20 protein-coding genes are annotated in these 19,240 nt (G+C 63.9%); 12 read left to right on the top strand and 8 right to left on the bottom strand.

Annotated features, from left to right (window positions below; all coding sequences use genetic code 11):
• Positions 1-4: 4 nt before the first annotated feature.
• From OSC37_RS18950 to OSC37_RS08100, 4 genes are all read left to right on the top strand, one after another.
• Complete coding sequence (locus tag OSC37_RS18950) at positions 5-121, top strand: HVO_2523 family zinc finger protein (protein WP_303657471.1); 117 nt, start codon at positions 5-7, stop codon at positions 119-121.
• A gap of 82 nt (positions 122-203) precedes the next feature.
• Positions 204-776 (top strand): NAD(P)/FAD-dependent oxidoreductase, encoded by a 573-nt coding sequence (locus tag OSC37_RS08110; RefSeq protein WP_267164082.1) that lies wholly within the window; start codon positions 204-206, stop codon positions 774-776.
• 43 nt (positions 777-819) lie between these two features.
• Positions 820-1,821, top strand: a complete 1,002-nt coding sequence (locus tag OSC37_RS08105) for a DUF7351 domain-containing protein (RefSeq protein WP_267164081.1) — start codon at positions 820-822, stop codon at positions 1,819-1,821.
• 129 nt (positions 1,822-1,950) lie between these two features.
• Positions 1,951-2,898 (top strand): WD40/YVTN/BNR-like repeat-containing protein, encoded by a 948-nt coding sequence (locus tag OSC37_RS08100; RefSeq protein ID WP_267164080.1) that lies wholly within the window; start codon positions 1,951-1,953, stop codon positions 2,896-2,898.
• Between the two features lies 1 nt (position 2,899).
• On the opposite strand, the gene OSC37_RS08095 is transcribed toward OSC37_RS08100, so the two are convergent.
• Complete coding sequence (locus tag OSC37_RS08095) at positions 2,900-3,559, bottom strand: TVP38/TMEM64 family protein (protein ID WP_267164079.1); 660 nt, start codon at positions 3,557-3,559, stop codon at positions 2,900-2,902.
• 105 nt (positions 3,560-3,664) lie between these two features.
• Between OSC37_RS08095 and OSC37_RS08090 the strand changes: the two genes are divergently transcribed.
• Entirely contained in the window at positions 3,665-4,018 is a 354-nt protein-coding gene (locus tag OSC37_RS08090; protein WP_267164166.1) for a DUF5830 family protein, read from the top strand.
• Here OSC37_RS08090 and OSC37_RS08085 read toward each other — a convergent pair whose 3' ends face one another.
• Positions 4,019-5,140, bottom strand: coding sequence for a DUF7115 domain-containing protein (locus OSC37_RS08085; protein WP_267164078.1), 1,122 nt, complete (start codon positions 5,138-5,140; stop codon positions 4,019-4,021).
• Between the two features lie 54 nt (positions 5,141-5,194).
• Positions 5,195-7,342, bottom strand: a complete 2,148-nt coding sequence (gene purL, locus OSC37_RS08080; protein WP_267164077.1) for a phosphoribosylformylglycinamidine synthase subunit PurL — start codon at positions 7,340-7,342, stop codon at positions 5,195-5,197.
• Between the two features lie 265 nt (positions 7,343-7,607).
• Here purL and recJ point away from each other — a divergent pair, with 265 nt between their 5' ends.
• The 3 genes from recJ (at position 7,608) to OSC37_RS08065 (ending at position 10,327) form a co-directional block, all read left to right on the top strand.
• A complete protein-coding gene (recJ, locus tag OSC37_RS08075) occupies positions 7,608-9,032 on the top strand; it encodes a RecJ family nuclease (protein ID WP_267164076.1) in 1,425 nt (474 codons plus the stop codon).
• A gap of 69 nt (positions 9,033-9,101) precedes the next feature.
• Positions 9,102-9,407, top strand: a complete 306-nt coding sequence (locus OSC37_RS08070; protein WP_267164075.1) for a hypothetical protein — start codon at positions 9,102-9,104, stop codon at positions 9,405-9,407.
• Between the two features lie 53 nt (positions 9,408-9,460).
• Positions 9,461-10,327 (top strand): SDR family oxidoreductase, encoded by an 867-nt coding sequence (locus OSC37_RS08065; protein ID WP_267164074.1) that lies wholly within the window; start codon positions 9,461-9,463, stop codon positions 10,325-10,327.
• Between the two features lie 5 nt (positions 10,328-10,332).
• On the opposite strand, the gene OSC37_RS08060 is transcribed toward OSC37_RS08065, so the two are convergent.
• Both OSC37_RS08060 and OSC37_RS08055 read right to left on the bottom strand, forming a co-directional pair.
• Complete coding sequence (locus OSC37_RS08060) at positions 10,333-10,899, bottom strand: DUF7524 family protein (protein ID WP_267164073.1); 567 nt, start codon at positions 10,897-10,899, stop codon at positions 10,333-10,335.
• Positions 10,900-10,932: 33 nt separating this feature from the next.
• Positions 10,933-11,127, bottom strand: coding sequence for a methytransferase partner Trm112 (locus OSC37_RS08055; RefSeq protein WP_267164072.1), 195 nt, complete (start codon positions 11,125-11,127; stop codon positions 10,933-10,935).
• A gap of 324 nt (positions 11,128-11,451) precedes the next feature.
• Between OSC37_RS08055 and OSC37_RS08050 the strand changes: the two genes are divergently transcribed.
• Positions 11,452-12,534 (top strand): M20 family metallopeptidase, encoded by a 1,083-nt coding sequence (locus OSC37_RS08050; RefSeq protein ID WP_267164071.1) that lies wholly within the window; start codon positions 11,452-11,454, stop codon positions 12,532-12,534.
• 67 nt (positions 12,535-12,601) lie between these two features.
• Positions 12,602-14,098: a carboxypeptidase M32 gene (locus OSC37_RS08045; protein ID WP_267164070.1), complete on the top strand. Its 1,497-nt coding sequence runs from the start codon at positions 12,602-12,604 to the stop codon at positions 14,096-14,098.
• Here the strand turns inward: OSC37_RS08045 and OSC37_RS08040 are convergent.
• Entirely contained in the window at positions 14,095-14,721 is a 627-nt protein-coding gene (locus OSC37_RS08040; protein WP_267164069.1) for a VOC family protein, read from the bottom strand. The two genes, OSC37_RS08045 and OSC37_RS08040, sit on opposite strands and share 4 nt — an antisense overlap.
• 39 nt (positions 14,722-14,760) lie before the next feature.
• Positions 14,761-17,010, bottom strand: coding sequence for a sensor histidine kinase (locus OSC37_RS08035; RefSeq protein ID WP_267164068.1), 2,250 nt, complete (start codon positions 17,008-17,010; stop codon positions 14,761-14,763).
• 184 nt (positions 17,011-17,194) lie between these two features.
• On the opposite strand from OSC37_RS08035, the gene OSC37_RS08030 reads away from it, so the two are divergent.
• Complete coding sequence (locus tag OSC37_RS08030; protein WP_267164067.1) at positions 17,195-18,334, top strand: thiolase family protein; 1,140 nt, start codon at positions 17,195-17,197, stop codon at positions 18,332-18,334.
• Positions 18,335-18,419: 85 nt separating this feature from the next.
• Positions 18,420-18,947 carry a GNAT family N-acetyltransferase gene (locus OSC37_RS08025; protein ID WP_267164066.1) on the top strand — a complete coding sequence of 176 codons (528 nt, stop codon included), beginning with the start codon at positions 18,420-18,422 and terminating at the stop codon, positions 18,945-18,947.
• A 7-nt stretch (positions 18,948-18,954) separates the two neighbouring features.
• Here OSC37_RS08025 and OSC37_RS08020 read toward each other — a convergent pair whose 3' ends face one another.
• Positions 18,955-19,209 (bottom strand): DUF7576 family protein, encoded by a 255-nt coding sequence (locus OSC37_RS08020; protein WP_267164065.1) that lies wholly within the window; start codon positions 19,207-19,209, stop codon positions 18,955-18,957.
• Between the last annotated feature and the right edge of the window lie 31 nt (positions 19,210-19,240).

Genomic DNA, 19,240 nt, shown 5'->3' with positions numbered 1-19,240 from the left:
AGCCATGAACGACGGTGGCCGTCCGTGTCCGATTTGCGAGCGTCCGATGACCCACCGTCACTGCAAGTACGTCTGTCCAGAACACGGCGTTGTCTACGACTGTTCGGACACCTTTTACTGACAGCCTACCGAACTGTAGGCGTTTTTACAAAACTGCAATTTCGGAGGGCTTTACGTACAGCCTTGACCCAGTACTGCCTACGATGTCTGACGTACTCGTCGTCGGCGGCGGTCCCGCCGGCCTGAGCGCAGCACTGTTCACAGAGAAAAACGGCCTCGACACGACGGTCTTCGATACGGGCGACTCCTGGATGAGCCACGCCCACCTGTTCAACTATCTCGGTATCCGCTCTATCGGCGGGGACGAGTTCATGGCCGTCGCCCGCGGGCAGGTCAGAGACCGCGGCGTCACGCTCCGAGACGACGAGGAGGTGACAGCCGCCGAGACGACCGACGACGGCTTTCTCGTCACGACCGAAGACGAGGAACTGACCGCCGACTACGTCGTCCTCGCGACCGGCGACGATACAACGCTGGCCGAGGAGTTGGGATGTGCGTTCGACGAGGATGTGGTCGAGGTCGACGTGACGATGGAGACCAGCGTCGAGAACGCCTACGCCACGGGTGCGATGGTCCGGACCGGGGAGTACGAGGCGATTATCTCTGCCGGCGACGGCGGGGCCGCCGCGTTGAACATCCTCTCGAAAGAGGAAGGCGAGCATTTCCACGACTTCGACACTCCCGAGGACGTGCCGTCGCTGGCGACCCCGGAGTGAGCCGACCCCAAACGATTCGTGCCTCTCGATGGTAGCTGCTAGCATGACTGACGACGACCAGCCGGCGAGTGATCTGCCGGGAATCCTGAGCAGCGTCGAGAGCACCCACTCCGGGTTGAACGAGGCTGGCAAGCCCGCCGGGGAGACGCCGAATCAGTCGACCTCGGAGGATGCGTTCGCGCTCGTCGGCAACGAGATTCGGGCAGAGATCATCCGGACGCTCGGCGCTCACGACGCCGACGCCACCGGGGAATCGACGCTCGGGTTCGCCGACCTCAGAGCGGCCGCCGAAACCGATGTCGTCAGCAGCCAGTTCAACTATCATCTCCAGAAACTCGTCGGCCACTACGTCGAGAAGACCGACGAAGGGTATCGACTCCGCCCGGAGGGAAAGATGCTGTACCGGACGATTCGTGCAGGCACGTTCACCGAGCGTGAGTCGCTCTCTCCGGTCGCCATCGACCAGGACTGTTACTACTGTGACGACCAGCTAAAACTCGCCTACGACGACGGGATGTTCACCGTCCAGTGTCACGGCTGTGAGACGCTCTATGATCTGATTCTCGCCCCGCCGTCTGCGGTCCGGACCGACGAGAACCTCCAGTCTCGTGTCGAGGGGTATAATTACCACCTCCGACAGGCCTTCGCACAGGGTGTCTGCCCGACCTGTCTTAATCCGCTCGAAACCGAGCTCCTCGATCCCTCGGAGACCGGCTTCACCGATGTTGTCGAGCGAGACCTCTACGTCTACCAGTCCTGTGGCTACTGCGGGAACCACTCCTATCTCTCTCTTGGCTCTCTGTTTCTCCATCACCCGGCGGTCATCGGCTTCTGTTACGAACAGGGGCTCGACGTGACGACGACGCCGCGCTGGGAGATTCCCTTCGCAGCCACAGACAGATACCTCACCGTCCGGTCGACCGACCCCTGGGAAATCGTCCTCGAAGTCCCCGTCGACGGAGTAACTCTCGAACTGGTCGTTGACGAGGAGCTTTCGATTCTCGACCATAGCGTCTCTGCGTCGCCTGCCGACGACGATATATAATATATACTACCTTTTCAGCCTAAACAGCCATCTAATCGATTCCAGTCGTGTGGTTCCAGTAACTATAGCGTATATTACTAAACTGGGCTTTCGGGAGCGCTTTAGTCCCTGCCGGCCCTGGGGGTTGGTATGTTGCTGATTGGAAGCGACGACGGTCTGTACAGGCTTCGACAGCTCGAACGCGACGGTGACACGACCGCGACGCAGGTCCACGAAACCGGCCGGGTCAGACGCATTCAGACGTTCGACGGGATAGATGGCGTCTTCGCCGCCACCGAGACCGGGTTGTATCGGTCGCTCGATGGCACTCACTGGGAAGACCTGGCGGTTCCAGTCGAGAACGTCTACGCAGTCGGTGCCCGCGCCGAGGACAGGACGCTGTTTGCCGGAACGCGCCCGGCACACCTTTTCGAAACGACAGTCGACGACGACGCGGGGTGGCACGAAGTCGACCCCTTCCGTGACCGACCCTCGGGCGAGGAGTGGCAGGTATCCCGTCACGACGACCGCGCACAGGTCCGAGACGTACACGTCGCCCCCGGAGACTCAGAACGAGTCGTCGCCGGAGTCGAGGTCGGCGGCGTCCACGTCAGCGACGACGGCGGCGCGACGTGGGAGGCCCGCGAGGGGGGTGACGGCGACGTCCACGAGCTGTGTGTTCTCGACCCCGAGACCTTCGTCGTCGCGACGGGGTTCGGTTTGTTCTCGACCGACAACGCGGGGCGTGACTGGCGGCGGCTCGACGAGGAGTTCCCACAGCGGTACTTCCGCGCGGTTTCGGCGGTCGGAGACACGGTCTATGCAGCCGGCGCGCTTCGAAACTCTTCGACGTGGAACGACGGGAGCGCCGACCCCGAGCTGTTCGTCTCGGAGGACCTGAGAGAGCTACAGCCGGTTTCCCACCCCCGGCCGGACGAGACGGTCACGGGGATGACCGCCGTCGACGGGACACTGGTCGCGGCGACACACCGGGGGACGGTGATGGAGCGAGACAACGGCTGGCAAGTCGTCGGCACGTTCCCGGTCCCGGGTGAGGTGACCGGCAGGTACACGCCGGTCGCCCACGTTGAGCCGTGAACTACTCCCCGACGGCCTGTGGCTGATTGAGTGCCCGATAGAGCGGACCGGCCAAAAGAATGACAGCCAGCCCCGCCAGCGCCACGACGAGTTCGGGACTCAGCGAGAACGACGACACCGAGAGCGTCCGCATCGACGCGCCCGTCAGGACGGTCACGAGCGCCCACGGTATCTCGCCGACCACGGTTCCGGCCAGAAACGGCTTCAGCGAGACTCCTGACAGCCCGGAGCCGTACGAGATCGGGTCACCCGGCACCGGCGAGAACCGCGCGGCGACGACACCCCGGAACTCGCCGACGGTCTCGACAAACTGCTCGCCGGAGCTGCCGAGCGTCCCGAACAGTCCGATATCTGTCTTGGCGTATCGCCCGACCAGATACGGCGGCAGCGCCGTCAACGCCGCCCCAGCCAGGGCAAGCGGCAGGGCGACAGCCGTCCCGTACAGGAATCCGAGCACGAGCGCGACCGACGAGACCGGCCACAGCAGGAACGGCCGGACGAGATAGACGGCGACGAGCGCGACCGCGAACAACAGCGGTCTCGATGCCAGCGCTTCGAGCTCGGCGACGACGGTCCCGGGCGAAAAGAGGAATGCGGCGGCCGCCGCGACTCCACCCAGTCCGCCGAGACCGATGAGCTGGCGGACCGTCGCTCGTTTCATGGTGGATATAACATTACCCTGGAGTCAAACGCTTTGTGGTTGTGTCGGGGTAAACATTTTACCAGGGCGACCCAACGCCCGGCCGTGTCCGGAAACGACGACCCGATTGCCGAAACCGTCGAACTCGGCGTTGCGCTGCTCGCCCACCTCGAAGACGGAGAACTCTCGTTGAAGGAGGCAATCGACCGGGTCGAGACCGTCACGACGGACCCGGCGGTGACGCGCAGGATACTCGACACCGCGGAGATGCGTGGCGTCATCGAGCGCGAGGATGGCGTCATCCGCCCCCAGCGGGGCCAGTTCGTGAGCTTCGAGGCCGACGTGGTATCCCGGGAGGGCGAGTTCTCTTGTCGGCGCTGTGGGACGACTATCACCACCGGCTACTTCATGGTCTTTGATGCCGGCGAACACGGTCCCTTCGGCTCTTCGTGTATTCGCAAGGTGACCGGCCGAGAATGACTACCGCTGTCGTTTCAGCTCGTCGACGAGCTGGGTTATCGTCTCCTGTTGCTGTTTGAGCAGCGTGTTCTGGCGCTTGGCGACCTCGGTCAGCGTGTCGAGCCGCGACTTCATCGCCTCGATATCGTCCGGGTCAATATCCGGCGTTCCGGTATCGGCTGATTGGTCGGCGGTTGTCTGTGCTCCCGTATCACCCGCGGCTGTGTGGGTGCGGTTTCGGTCGCCCGGTTCAGTGTCGGCGGCCGCCGTCGAACTCTCTGTGGTCCTGGCCGACGGTTCTGTTTTCTCGACCAGCGGCTCGGTTGTGTTTCCTGGCGACTCCGATGTACTCCCGCTTTCGGGTTTGGTGGCCTCGGTAGGTGGCTCCGAGATGTCGTCGGCCGCGTTGTCGTCCGGCGTGACCAGCGGGTCAATCGTGTCGTCGAGTTCGATGTCCGAGGAGAGCGACCCGCTCGATTCGGTCGATTCGCTCGTTTCGGGCTTACTCTCGGCGAGTGTCGCGTTTAGCTCTTCGAGAGAGTCGACCTCGTAGTACGAAAAGAGCGCAGTCGTAAGTGCACGGCGGAGGACTTCCGCCTCACCGCTTGGCGCTTTGATACGCTGTGGCCTGCCGTCGACCGAGATGACGACGGAGGTTGCGACGCTACCCTCCTCGAACTCCAGGCCAGTGACCTGTGAGTAGGGGTACTCCTCGTAGTCGGGGTCCCACAGATAGGCACCGATGTGTTTGACGATGCGCCGGTCGGTGACGACAAGCGCCAGCTCACTGAACCGGAAGACGCCCTCGATTTGCTCGTCGCTCTCTATCACGCCAGCGGTTTCGAGCACGCCCGAGAGCAGCCGCTCTAGGACCGGGTCCGTCCGGTCACGCGGAATCGTGAACCGACTCTCGTTGTCGACGTACGTGAGTGTAAACGAAGTCTTCCGTCGGCCCTCCGAGATGCCCAGGCGCTCGACATCGTGGTCGAACACTTCGAGAGACTCGTCGCTCAACAGCCCTTCTCCGTGATAGAGGAGTGTCCGGGACGGAGTGAAGCAGATGAGGTCCTCGTCCCCGAGGTTGACGGCGGATTCCAGCTCCTCGTCGCCGAGTTGCTGTGCGATAGGGTCCGGTATCTCCATGCTGTGGATGTTCCGCCCTGAGAATATAAATCCGCGGGTACTCGCTCTGTCCTTCTACGAGAGGGCGTCCTCAATGGTTGAGCGGTAGTCGGCGACGGTGTCGGCGTCGAGATGGACGGTCATCTCCCCGGCCGACAGCGAGAGTGTTCCGTCCGCTGTGGCATTCCCGAGGCGGGAAACAGGTGCGACACCATCGAAGGCCTCCTCGACGGCTTCGGGGTCGGTCGTCTCGATGACGACGCGGCCGGGCTGTTCGTGAAAGAGCAACTCCGCGGGGCTCCCCTCGCCGCTCACCTCGACGGTTGCGCCTGCCTCGCCGGTCACCATCTCCGCAAGCGCAACCGCGAGTCCGCCGTGGCTCACGTCGTGGGTGGCGAGCGTCGCATCGTCGTTTGCCACCTCGGCGATTGTCTCGATGAGCACACCCGGGTCCTCGGGCAGCGTCGGGAACGTGTCTGTGCCGCCGAACTGTGCAAGCAGCTCCGACCCGCCAAGCCCTGGCGTCGCCTCCCCAACGAGTGCCTTGTCGCCGACAAGCAGGAGTTCACCATCGCCCGACAGCTCCAGCGGCGGCGAGTCGTAGCCCGCTTTGGTCCCGACGACTGCAAGCGTCGGCGTCGGCGGAATCGGACCGCTCGGTGAGTCGTTGTACAGCGAGACGTTGCCGCCGACGACCGGCGTCTCCAGGTCGCTACACATATCGGCCAGCCCGTCGACGATGCCACCGAAGCCGCCGTAGACATCGGATTTCTCGGGATTGCCGCCGTTGAGGCAGTTGACCGCTGCGAGCGGAGTCGCGCCCTTGGCTGCGATGTTGGTCGCGTTCTCCAGGGCGACCGCACGCGCTCCCTCGTAGGGTGCGGCGTCGGTCCAGTTGGGGTCTGCGCCGGACGAAAACGCCAGGCCGACGCCGGCCTCCCGGACCGCGAGTATCGCGGCGTCGTCGCCGGGGCGGCGGGCGGTCCGGGTCTGGACCTCGTGGTCGTACTGACGGTAGACCCACTGTTTCGAGGCGGTGTTCGGGCTGCTCAGGACTGCTTCGACCCCTGATTTCGTGTCGAGGTCGGGCAACTCGCGGGCTGGCTCGGCGGGGTCGTCCATCGCCAGGTCGTTCATCGGTGCACCCTCGCCGAGGAACTCTGCGTCGACGTCGACGAGTGTCTCCCCGTTGTCGGTACAGACGTAGTTCCCCTCGGTCACTTCGCCGATAACCGAACAGCCGAGGTCGTACCGCTCGGCGATTTCGGCGACGCGGTCGACGTTCTCTGGTTCGACCTCGTAACACATCCGTTCTTGGGACTCCGAGAGGAGGATTTCGAGGCCGCTCATGTTCGGCTCGCGCTGGTGGACCTCGTCGAGTTCGATACGCGCGCCGAGACCGGCCTTGGCAACCATCTCGCTGCTCGCGCCGCCGAGGCCGGCCGCGCCCAGGTCACGGGCGGATTCGACAAGACTCTCGTCGAGGAGGTGTTCGTTGGCCTCGATGAGCAGTTTCTCCGTGTAGGGGTCTCCGACCTGGACGGCTGGGCGGTCCTCGGTCTCGGCGTCCTCGGAGAGGTCCTCACTGGCGAAGGATGCCCCACCGAGTCCGTCTCGTCCGGTGGCGTTGCCAACGAGAACAAGCGCGTTGCCGGGCTCCTGTGCCTGGGCGGTGACCATCCGCTCGGGGTCCTCGACGAGGCCGATACAGGCCACATTGACCAGCGGATTCCCCTCGTAATCGTTGTGGAAGGCGACGCTCCCGGTCACCGTCGGGACGCCGATACAGTTGCCGTAGTGGCTGATACCCTCGACGACGCCCTCGAAGAGATACCGGGCGTGTTCGCGGTCGAAAGCACCGAAATACAGCGAGTCCGCGAGCGCGATGGGGTAGGCACCCATCGAGAGCGTATCACGGACAATGCCGCCGACACCGGTCGCCGCCCCGTCGAAGGGGTCGACATACGAGGGGTGGTTGTGGCTCTCGATACCCATCGTGATGTAGGTCTCCTCCTCTCCCGGCAGTGCGACGACGGCGGCGTCGTCTCCCGGTCCCACGACGACCTGCTCGCCCTCGGAGTCAAAGGCCGACAGCAGGGGTCGCGAGGAGCGGTAGGCACAGTGTTCGCTCCAGAGATTCTCGAACAGCGCCGCCTCCGCGGGCGTCGGCTCGCGGCCGAGCTCCGCGACGACGAGTTCGTGGTCCGAATCGGCCAGTGGCATTATCGGCTTCTTGCTCCAGGCGGGCTAAATCGCTTTCTATGCGCTTCCCTGCGTTGTGAGATAGGGGCAGAGAGAGGAGCTACTCAAATACGCATCGGACAAACAGCCTGTTTCGGCCAACCCAACCTACTGAACCCTGGCGGGCTGAAAGGGCGAGAGTCCCGAGGGCTTTCTCTGTCTCGATCACTGCTGTGACTCCATATCTGAATACTACCTCCAAAGACGACCGCAAGCTTAAGTCCGAAGCCGGACCAACCCAGTCGTGATGGGACCAGTACCCGCCCTCGACGAACGTGCGACGGCCTGTGCCCGCCGACTCCACGAGGCTGACCGGGTGTTGCTCGCCTCGCATATCGACGCCGACGGGCTGACGAGCGCCGCAATCGCCTCGACGGCGCTCGAACGCGCCTCGCTCCCCCACGAGGTCGTCTTCAAGAAACAGCTCGACGAGACCGAAATCGCCTCGATTGCAGCCACCGAGTACGAGACGGTGCTGTTTACCGACTTCGGGAGCGGCCAGCTCGACGACATCGCCGAACACGAACGAGCCGGCGATTTCGAGCCCGTCATCGCCGACCACCACCAGCCCGCCGACGAGACGACCGAGTACCACCTCAACCCGCTGCTGGAGGGCATCGACGGCGCATCAGAACTCTCGGGGGCCGGAGCAAGCTATCTGCTCGCTCGCGCGCTCGCAGAAACCGACGACGGGAGCGTCCCCGCGAACAACCGCGACCTCGCGGCGCTTGCAGTTGTCGGTGCAGTCGGTGATATGCAGACCGTCGAGGGCGAACTCACGGGGGCCAACGAGGCCATCGTCGCCGAAGGTGCCGAGGCAGGTGTCATCGAGGAGGCGACCGACCTCACGCTGTACGGCACGCAGACTCGCCCCCTGCCGAAGCTACTCGAATACGGCAACGACGTACGGATTCCGGGTATCTCGAACGACGAACAGGGGGCGGTCGCCTTCCTCCAGGACTTGGATGTCGACCTCCAGGTGGAGGGGAGCTGGCGACGCTGGGTGGATTTGACCGCCGAGGAGAAACAGACCGTCACAAGCGCCTTGCTCCAGCGCGCACTCGAACGCGGCGTCCCCTCAGAGAAAGCCCAGCGTCTCGTCGGGACGGCCTACCGCCTGCTCGACGAGCCCGAGGGCTCCGAGTTGCGGGACGCCAGCGAGTTCTCGACCCTGTTGAACGCGACAGCCCGATACGAACGGGCCGACGTGGGGCTGGCCGTCTGTCTCGGCGACCGTACGGAGGCTCTCGACCGGGCGCGACGCCTGCTCGAAAACCACCGCCGGAACCTCTCGGAGGGGTTGGAGACCGTCAGCCAACAGGGCGTCGAGGAGGCCGAACACGTCCAGTACTTCGACGCCGGTGAGGAGATTCGCGAGACCATCGTCGGCATCGTCGCTGGGATGGCACTCGGCATCGACGGGGTCAACCCTGACCGGCCGATTATCGCCTTCGCCCGGAAGAACGACGAGGAGACGAAAGTCTCGGCACGGGGAACCGGTCGGCTGGTCGCACGCGGGCTCGACCTCTCTGCCGTGATGACAACAGCCTCGCGGGCGGTCGGCGGCGACGGCGGCGGTCACGATATCGCCGCTGGTGCGACCGTGCCCGCGGGGGCCGAAGAGGCGTTCGTCGAGGAGGCCGACGCACTCGTGGGCGAGCAACTCGGCTGACAGTCATCGGGTTGCTGTCACTGGAACAAAGTGCCGGTGTTTATATCCCTCACCAGTCGAGAAACCGATATGAGCGTCGAATCTATCGCCGTCGCCGGAGTCGTCATCGGCCTTGGCGTTGCCATGCGTCTGTCCGGTCTGCCGTGGCTCGTCAGCGGGATACAGCCACTGATTGCACCGGAACTCGCCACCGAATTCATCGGCGACCTGCTTCTCGCCGTCGGTGGTGTGCTGGCAGTACTTGGCCTCCTCGACGAGATACTCCCCGTCCCCGAACCCGTGTGGCTGGCGTTCGGGGGGCTCGTGGTCGTAGCTGTTGTCTCGACCCCAAAACTCGCCGGACTGTACGTCAGGGCTCGGGCGGATGAACTGTGAGCGTTCTGTGAGGTGGCTGCCACTCTTATGTCTGTGGCCGTCAAAGCCCGCCTATGAGTCTTGATAGACCCGACCTGACAGGAAGTACCGCCTTCATTACGGGGACGACACGCGGCATCGGCAAGCAGCTTGCGCTGGACCTGGCTGACCGGGGCTGTAACATCGTCTCGACGGGCAAAACGAGCGAGGAGGGCGACGAGTACAGCGAGGACAAAGAGGTCGAGGGGACCATCGAACAGACCGCACGCGAGGTCGAACAGCGAGGTCCAGAGGCCCTACCGATTCAGGTCGACGTTCGAGATGCCGAGGCCGTCGAGGCGGCTGCACAGGAGGCCATCGAACACTTCGGCGAAGTCGACATCGTCATCAACAACGCGAGCGCGATACAGCTCCAGACCGTCGAGGAGCTTCCACCCAAGCGCTTCGATTTGATGACCGACGTGAACGTCCGGGGAACATACCTGACCGCCCGTGCCTTTATCGACCACCTCAAGGAGGTCGACGACGCCTGGATTCTGGCAAACGCCCCGCCGGTGACCGTCGACCGCAAGCCGGGCAGCGCTCCCTACACGTGGTCCAAGCTCGGCATGTCATTCGTCACGCTCTCGCTTGCCGACGAACTCGACGCGTACGACATCGGCTGTAACTCCTTCTGGCCCGTGACGGCCATCGACACCCGGGCGACCCGGTATTTCGGGCTCGGAACCGAGGACGACTGGCGCACGCCAGATATCGTCTCGGATACCGTCTTGGAGATTCTCAGCCGCGACCCCGCGGAGTTCACTGGCAACGCCGTCTACGACGAGGAACTCCTCCGAGAGGCCGGCGTCGAGGACTTCTCGGCGTACAATCTCACGCCTGGGGACCCGGCCCCGATGTCCGCACAGATGGCCGACCCTGAATACAGCCGGCCCGAATAGCCCTCTCAGCCCTCTTGCAGGAGGAAAAACAACGCGACGAGTACGCCGCCGACGACGACCAGCGCCCCGCCAACGACCAGAAGGTCGGCGATAGAGACAGCCGCCACGGCCGCGATCAGCACCGCAACGAGACCCAGGCCGAGGACGAGCGCCGTCGGATTCTCGACGACCGGATCGCTCTCCTGGGTGGTGTGCTGTGGCTGGGCGAGTGATTCGTCGACCTGGACCGACTGCTCTTCCGGGGCGGGTTCGGCCAGCTCAATATCTATCCAGCGGGTCTGTGCGCCGTAGGCCGAGACAACCTTGAGTTTGCCGAGCAGTCCCTCCTCGGTCACCCTGTCGCGGTCGACGGTGACTCGGACGAGGCGCTCGGAGTCACCCTCGACGTAGTGGTTGCCCGCGTCGATAGCAGCCACCTCGGACAGGGGGTCGTCCAGATGGAGGTGGAGATGGAGCGCCTCGCCGTGGTTGATGAGGCGGATATCGAACGAGCCCGTGGCTTCGAACGACGCCGGCACTTCGAGGGCGTGGAGTTCCTCCCGGCTGATGTGCACGGGCAACTCGTCTGTCACGATACAGTGTGGGGTGGGCTGGTAAAAAAAGCTTCAGGCCGGTGCCTCTTCGCGCATGTCCGGGGGCAACATGTTCGGAATCCCGTCCTCGATAGGGTAGACCTCGCCACACTCGGTGCAGGTCAGCGTTCCCGCGAGGATCTCCTCGTCATCGCGGTCGTCGACAGCCAGTTCGAGTTCGTGTTTGTCGAGCGGACAGCACAGGATGTCCATCAGGTCCTCGTTCATACTCACCCCGACGGACGGCCCGGCAAAAGCGTTTGTGCTTGTCGGACGACGGTGTTTTGTTTCGCGTGTCGGTTAGCGGTGGAATATGAAACAGCAAGAAAGCCCCGAGTCGTTCGACGGCTGTGACTCGCTGCGGTCCTCACTCCGTTGCGGTCCTTGCGTCGTCTCGCTCGTCGAACGACTCGCCCCTTTCAGTCCCGCCCGGCTTAAAAAGCGAATGTCGGCGGGACTTTCTTGCTGTTTTGCCCTTTCTCACCGAACTTTCTTTGATAAAGACTACCTGTCGAACGAAGATTTTTCCGCCACGGCCTCTCCCTTCCGGTAATGACAGGCGTTCCAGCGCTGACGACGGAACTGGTCGCGATACCGAGCCACGAGGACGAGACCGCGGCGGGCGACTATATCGAGGACTGGCTCCGCGAGGAGACCGGCGCTGCCGTCGAGCGCGACCGCCACGGCAACGTCATCGCCCGGAAGGGAAGCGGCGAGGACTCGCTCGCTCTGGTCGGCCACCACGACGTGGTCCCGCCCGAGGCGTCACAGGTCGGCGACGACGGCTTCCGTGTCGAGGAGCGCGACGGGCGCATCTACGGACGCGGCGCGGCCGATATGAAAGGCGCGGTCGCGGCGGCGATGTGTGCCTTCCGGGACGCAGACCCCGACTGCGAACTCGTCTTCGCCTCTTTCGTCGGCGAGGAGGTCGGCGGCACGGGTGCCCGCGGCGCAATCGAGGACGGCTTCTCGCCGGATTACGCTATCGTCGGCGAGGGCTCGACAAACTACTCGAAAGACGGCGTCACCGACGTCGTTATCGCCCACCGGGGCAGGCGAGGCAGTACCATCCACGTCGAGGGGGCCGCCGCCCACGCCAGCGAGCCCGAGGCCGGCGAGAACGCCATCTACCGAGCGACCGACGCAATCGAGACAGTCCGGAACCTTGAGTTCCCCGAGACGACGGTGCTCGGCCACGAGATACGAGGGTCGGTCGCTGTCACCGAAATCGAGGGTGGGACCGCCTGGAACGTGATTCCTGACGCCTGTACCGTCACCGTCGACGAGCGGACGGTCCCCGACGGGCGCGCACCGCTCTCCCACGTTGAGGAGATTCCGGGCGTGACCCTCAAAATCGACCAGGACCTCCCGCCGATGGCGTGTGACGAGCCGGCCTTCGGCGATTTCGTCTTCGAGGCGGCGACCGCCGTCCAGGAGGGCGACCCCGAGCAGGTGCTCAAACCCCACGCCACCGACGCCGGCTGGCTTGCCGAGGCGGGGACGACCTGTGTCGTCTGTGGGGCCGCCGAACCCGGCGAGGCACACACTAAAGACGAGAGCGTCTCCATGGCAGCGCTCGACCGGTGTTACGACATCTACCGCCGGTGTGCCGAGGAGTTCGAGCTGTCGGGGTAGCCGTCTGATTGTGGCCACCTCTAGCTGGAGCGATGCGTTCTTGGGGCTGCTGGCGCTATCTGGGGCTATGTCACAGGAGGCACGGCAGACCGACGAGACCTACGAGGAGTTTCTCGACCACGTGCAGACGTACAACTACGTCGGCGACGCGGCCGGCGTACTGGGCTGGGACCAGCAGGTGACGATGCCCGAGGAGGGGACACCCGCCCGGTCGAAACAGAGCTCTGCCCTGTCGACACTGCGTCACGACCTGCTCACCGACGACGACCTCGCTGCGTGGCTCGACGAACTCGACGATCTCGACGGCGAGCGAGGGGCAGTCGTCCGGGAGGTCGGGCGTGCCCACGAGCGCGCAAGTGCGGTACCGGAAGATCTCGTCAAACGCATTTCCGAGGCAAGTTCGAACGCCCTGCCGGTCTGGGAGGGGGCGAAAGCCGACGCCGACTTCTCACAGTTCGAGGAGACACTCGAAGAACTGGTCCAACTCCGCCGGGAGTACGCCGAGGCAATCGACCCCGACCGCGACCCCTACGAGGTGCTGTTCGAGAACTTCGAGCCGTACATCGACATCGAGACGGCCGAGGAGATTCTGACCGAACTTCGCGAGGAGCTTCCAGACCTCATCGACGCCGTCGCCGAAAGCGATGTCGAGCCGGCCGACCCCTTCGAGGGCGAGTACGACCCGGACCGTCAGGAAGACCTCGTCAGAGAGGCGCTCGACACGCTTGGCTACGACTGGGACCGGGGCCGTCTCGATACGGCCGCCCACCCGTTCTCGACAGGAACACAGTTCGACGCCCGCGTCACGACACGGTTCAGCCCCGAGGACCCGATGGGAGCCGTCGGGTCGACGATTCACGAGTTCGGCCACGCCAGCTACACGCTTGGACTCCCCGACGAACACTACGGCACGCCACTGGGCGATAGCCGCGATATGACCGTCCACGAGTCCCAGTCCCGGCTCTGGGAGAACCACGTCGGGCGCTCGCTGCCTTTCTGGCGGCTGTTCACGTCTGCGGTCGAGGACCACCTCGGCGTCGACACGTCGCCGCGTGCGCTGTATGAACATTCAAACGAGGTCTACGATGACAACCTCATTCGGGTCGAGGCGGACGAGCTGACCTACCACATGCACATCATCGTCCGGTTCGAGATTGAACGCGACCTGATTCGGGGCGACCTCGACGTGAGCGAGGTGCCCGGCGTCTGGAACGACAAGTACGAGGAGTACCTCGGCGTCCGTCCCGAGAACGACGCGGAGGGCTGTCTCCAGGATATCCACTGGTCACACGGCAACTTCGGCTACTTCCCCACCTACTCGCTGGGGTCGGTCCTTGCCTCCCAGCTGTTTGCCGCCGCCGAGCGCGAGCTGGGCGACCTCGACGACGACATCGAGTCCGGCGAGTTCGACCGTCTCTACGGCTGGCTCAACGAGAACGTCCACGAACACGGCTGCCGGTACACCACGCCCGACCTGATTCGGGAGGCGACTGGCGAGGAGTTCACCGCTGACTACTTCCTCGACTACGCGACCGAGAAGTACGGCGACCTCTACGACCTCTAGACGCCGCCGACACCGCTTTCTGCGTCCGGGAGGTCGTAGGCCTCGGCCTCGACACCCAACTCGTCGAGTGCAGCCGCCAGGTGTTCTGTCTGTGCGTACTCTGCACCGTCAGCAACGCGTAGCTCCTGTGCCTTCGCGAGGACCTCACCTTTCCTGTCGTCGGGGATGTCGAACTTGTCGGCGGTGAGTTCGATGATGAGGCCGTCGTGGTCGCGGGTGTACAGCGAGAAAAAGATTCCACGGTCGAAGACGTTGTACGACCGTCCGGCGTCGTTGAGGGCTGTTGCCACCTCCTCGAAGCGGTCGGGGTCGATATTAAAACAGAGGTGGTGGACGCCGCCGACGCCGTTGCGCTGGGGTCGGGGATTTTCCGTTCGGTCGTCACTGACGAAGAAGGTCAGAATCGTTCCGTCGCCGGTGTCGAAAAACAGGTGTTCCTGTGCGGGATCGTCGAGGTTGGGCTGGCGAAGCACGAGCGACATTCCCAGCAGGTCGCGGTAGTACTCGATTGTGGCTTCGGCGTTCGACCCCCAGATGGTGATGTGGTCGGTGCCGAGCGTTCGGAACGGACTCTCGGGCGGTGCTGCTGTGACAGGTATCTCGGCGTCGGTTTCGTCTGTCATACCGCATCTACGGGCTACACTACCGAATACCTGTGGTGCTCAGATATCGTCGTTCCCGCCCCAGTCGGGGAGGACGACCCGGACAGTCGTCCTCTCCTCCGTGTCGAAGGTAAGCGATCCTGCAAGCTTCTCGACGCCCCACTTGAGCTGCCACAAGCCGAGCAGCCCTCGACTGTGCTGGAGCCGGGTCTCGGTGCCGGCATCAAGTGCCGCAATCTCGTCGGCCGGGATTCCGGGGCCGTCGTCTTCGACCGTGAGAACACACCCCTCGTCTGTCTGCTCGGCGGCTATCGTCACCTCCGATTCCGCGTACCGCAACGAGTTCGCCACCAGGCTCTCTAGAATCGCTTCGAGGATCCACTCGTCGGTGACGAGCTCGTCGACGCCCGCGACCTGTGTCGTCACCGTGACGCTCTCTCCTCGCTCGTCGACGCCGTTTCGGACCCGTTCGAACAGCTCTGTGAGGTCGACCGTCGAGGGCTGGACCTCCCGTGAGATGATGCGGTCGATGGTTCGAGCCCGGTTGCCGATGACTGCGAGCCGGTCGGCCGAGTCCAGAATCTGACTCACGTGTCGGTCCGCCGACCGATCGCTCAACACCTCGGCGTGGCTTTTGACAACGTCGGCTTGGTTGCGGATGTTGTGCCGAAGGACGCGGTTAAACACTTCGAGCCGTTGCTCGCGGTGTTTTCGGTCGGTCACGTCACGGACGTTCACCAGCACCGCGGGCTCGCCGTCGCGTTCGATGGGCGCCATCGAGAGTTCAACTGTTCGGCGTGTGCCGTCCCGGGTCTCGATGTCGGCCTCGAACTGGGTTGGGTCGGCATCTTCCAGCTGTCGGTCGTAGCGTTCGCCCACGAATTCACGGTCAGCCGGGACGACGAGGTCGATGAGATGTGACTCCTGAAGCGTGTCGTGGTCGTAGCCGGTAATCTCTGCGAACTGCTCGTTTGCGAACACACACCTGCCGTCCTGGACGACGACGACGCCGTCGCTGCTCTGTTCGACCAGTGTTATGTACCGCTCGCGCTCGCGTTCGATCTCGCCGATGAACCGCTCCAAGTCGGTCTGCATCGCTGTCATCGCCTCACCAACGCGGCCGGGAATCTCTTCGTCTAATACGTCGGCGTCGAACTCCTGACGTGAGAGCGCCTCGGACTGGCGCGCTATCGTCTCGATGTACTGTTTTGTGTTCCGGAAACTCCGCCTGAGGCGGCCAATTTCGTCGATTCGCCCCGCTGTCTCGACCTCGACGCTCAGGTCGCCGTCCGCGATGGCGTCGGCCTGTCCCGCCAGGCGCTTGATAGACCGAATCGGACCGTACTGGATGACGACCCCGACGAGCAAGAATCCGAGGAACATCGTCCCGATCAACACGGTCAGGTCGGTCTGTACCCGGTTTGTCAGCGCCAGCGCGTTCGACCGCGGTGCCTCTTTGACCACGACCCAGTTGACGCCATCTCCCGGCACGCTGTGGTAGCCTCGAACCTCGCCGCTGGCGATTTTAGAGCCGTTGAGCGGCGCAAACTGGTCCTCCCGGGCGAGAATCCGCTGCCCCACCTCCGTTCGGTTCTGCCTGCCCTTGTAGGGCCGGAACTCGTTGGGGCCGTCCTCCTCGAACATCACGTACGCGCTCACGCCGCCGAGGACGATGGTTTCGGTCCCCTCGATGACGTGTGTCGACTCGCCGATGCGGACGCTCGGCTGGTACTCCCCGACGAGGACGTGCTTGCCGTCAGGCGTTGGCGAGGCGATTGCGACGGACATGTGGCCGTCGTCGAGATACACCCACGAGACGAGAATGTCGTTCGGCCCCTCGAAGTCGTACTGTATCTCCTCGCCGTCTGTGTTCTCGCCCCAGTCGATGTTCGTCGCGGCAAGTGGCGCACCCTCGAGGGACCGGTTCGTGCTCACGACGAGCGGTTCGGTCGTGCCGTTCGAGGGCTGGACAGGGGCGCGCTCGGCGACGTGGAAACTGACAACCTCGTCCGAGCGCTGTTCGAGCTCCGAGTACAGCGTCTCCCGGGTCTGTGCCGGGTCGTCGGCGTCGATTCCCTGGTGTGCTGAGAGGACGCGAATCGACTCTTGTTCGCCCTCGAACCAGCGCGCAAGCTGGTCGGCTTCGAGTTCGGCGTTGTTCTCCAGTGACTGGAGTTGCTCGCCTGTCACCTGGTCGGACACCTGGAGGGCCATCACCGTCCCGACGGTACCGATGATAGCGACGATGAGTACCGCGATTGCGAACAGCTTGAACGCGTACCGCGAACGGAGTACGTCTGTGAGACTCATGGTATCTACCGCCTACGCGGGATGTCGTGGGATACTCCGACGTTAGATCATAACACAATTGAGCCTTTGGGTCCACGGTTTGTCGTTTCCGACGGCTGTCGACCGCTCTCGCCGCCGAAACAACGATTCACCACTGGGTCAGGGTTCCCGTGTGTTTAACATGCCTACCGCCGAAACGAGGTGTATGTCAGCAAATACCCCAGTTATCGTCGAAGCAGTACGAACACCACAGGGCAAGGAAGACGGCGTCTTCGCCGACGTGCGTAGCGAGGACCTCTCGGTGCCGCTCATCGACGAGATGCTCGCTCGAACCGGGTTATCGGGCGACGACGTCGACGACCTACTCTGGGGGTGTGCCCAGCAACGCGACGAGCAGGGTAACAACCTCGCTCGCGTCATCGCACTCCTCTCGGAACTGGGAGAGGCCACGCCGGCGAGTACGCTCAACCGCTGGTGTGCATCTTCGGCCGAGTCTGTGATGCGGGCCGCCGACGCCATCGCGGCGGGCCAGCGTGACGTCCTCATCGCCGGCGGCGTCGAGTCGATGAGCCGCGTCGAGATGGGACAGAACACCCACAACGTCCACCCCGGCCTGAACGAGGAGTACAACGTCGCCGAACTCGGCATGGGGATGACCGCCGAGAAGGTCGCCGAGGAGTTCGACATCAGCCGCCAGGAACAAGACGAGTACGCGCTCCAGAGCCAGCAACGCGCCGCAGCGGCCACCGATGAGGGCCGTTTTGCCGAGGAGATTGTCCCCATCGAAACGGACGACGGTGTCGTCGAGAAAGACGAGGGCATCCGGCCGGACACGTCGATGGAGGCACTGTCCGGGCTTCCGTCTGTATTCAAAGCCGACGGCAGCGTCACGCCGGGCAACGCGTCACAGGTTTCTGACGGGGCCTCTGGCCTCCTGATTACCAGCCGGGAGTTCGCCGACGAGCGTGGCTTCGACGTGCTGGCCGAAATTGGCGACCACAACGTCGCTGGCGTCGACCCGACGGTCATGGGCGTCGGCCCGGTTCCAGCCGTCCGGGAGCTGGCCGAGCGGACCGGCCGCGACATCGAGGAGTACGACCTCGTCGAGTTGAACGAGGCCTTCGCCAGCCAGACGCTGTACTGTCAGGACGAACTCGGCTTCGAGGACGATATGTTCAACGTCAACGGCGGCGCAATCGCCATCGGCCACCCGCTCGGCGCGTCTGGCGCGCGCCTGCCGGTCACACTCGCCCACGAGATGAACCGCCGCGGCGCGGACCTCGGACTGGCGACCGAATGTATCGGCTTCGGTCAGGGCGCGGCCATCGAACTCCACTCGGCCTGACTGCCGCACAGAGTCTACGTATATGGCTGGGTATATCTAGCATACCCAGCAAATCGTTTTTGTAGTCTGGCATGAAATCCGGGATATGCCAGGACCAGTCTTTCTCTCCGGCGACCGAGTCGCGTTGCGAACGATAGAGCGCGAGGACCTCGATTTCATGCAGGAGGCCGTCAACGACCCCTCCGTGTGGCGGGCAATCGGGGCGTCGACGCCGGTCAACGGCCCACAGGAAGAGGCCTTTTTCGAGAATATCGTCTCGGAGGAGGGCCAGGTGAACCTCCTCGTGGCTGTCGACGGCGAGGCCGCGGGGTTGGTGGGTCTGACGCCAAAGGAAACACAGACACACGCCGAGGAGCTTGGGTACTGGATGGACGCCGACTACCGCCGGCAAGGATACTGTAGCGAGGCCGTCAAGCTGGTGACCGACTACGCCTTCGCCCAGCGCGGCCTCCACCGCATCTCTGCTCGCGTCTTCGAGTTCAACGACGCCTCTCAGGCGCTACTCGAATCAGTTGGGTTTACCCGCGAGGGCACTCACCGCGAGGCGGCCTTCATCGACGGCGAGTATCAGGATGTCTACTGGTACAGCGTCCTCGCAGACGAGTGGAACTAACGAAACGCTACTGGGGGTCGACGCGTCGCGCGAGGCAGGCGTCGTCACAGAAAGTGTACTCTTCGAGGCTGCCCTCATCCGGAACAGTGAGGCATTTGTGCCGCGACTTCAGTTCGATGCTGTCGCCACACGCATCACAGGTCGGGCGCGTGCCCGAGTCGAGTAGGACGCGCGTCGATACGTAGCCGCGCTCGGCGTCGACGTGGTGTTCGTTTGCGGTGCGGTCGGTGCGTCGGTTCGCTGGTGGGTTATGTGCAGACATCTGTGGGGGGTCGAAAGACAGTAGTGAGACA

The organism is Halovenus salina (genome assembly GCF_026410925.1).
GTDB lineage: Archaea > Halobacteriota > Halobacteria > Halobacteriales > Haloarculaceae > Halovenus > Halovenus salina.
Note: the sequence above shows the minus strand (reverse complement) of the source record. Positions and strands in the feature narration are given on the sequence as shown.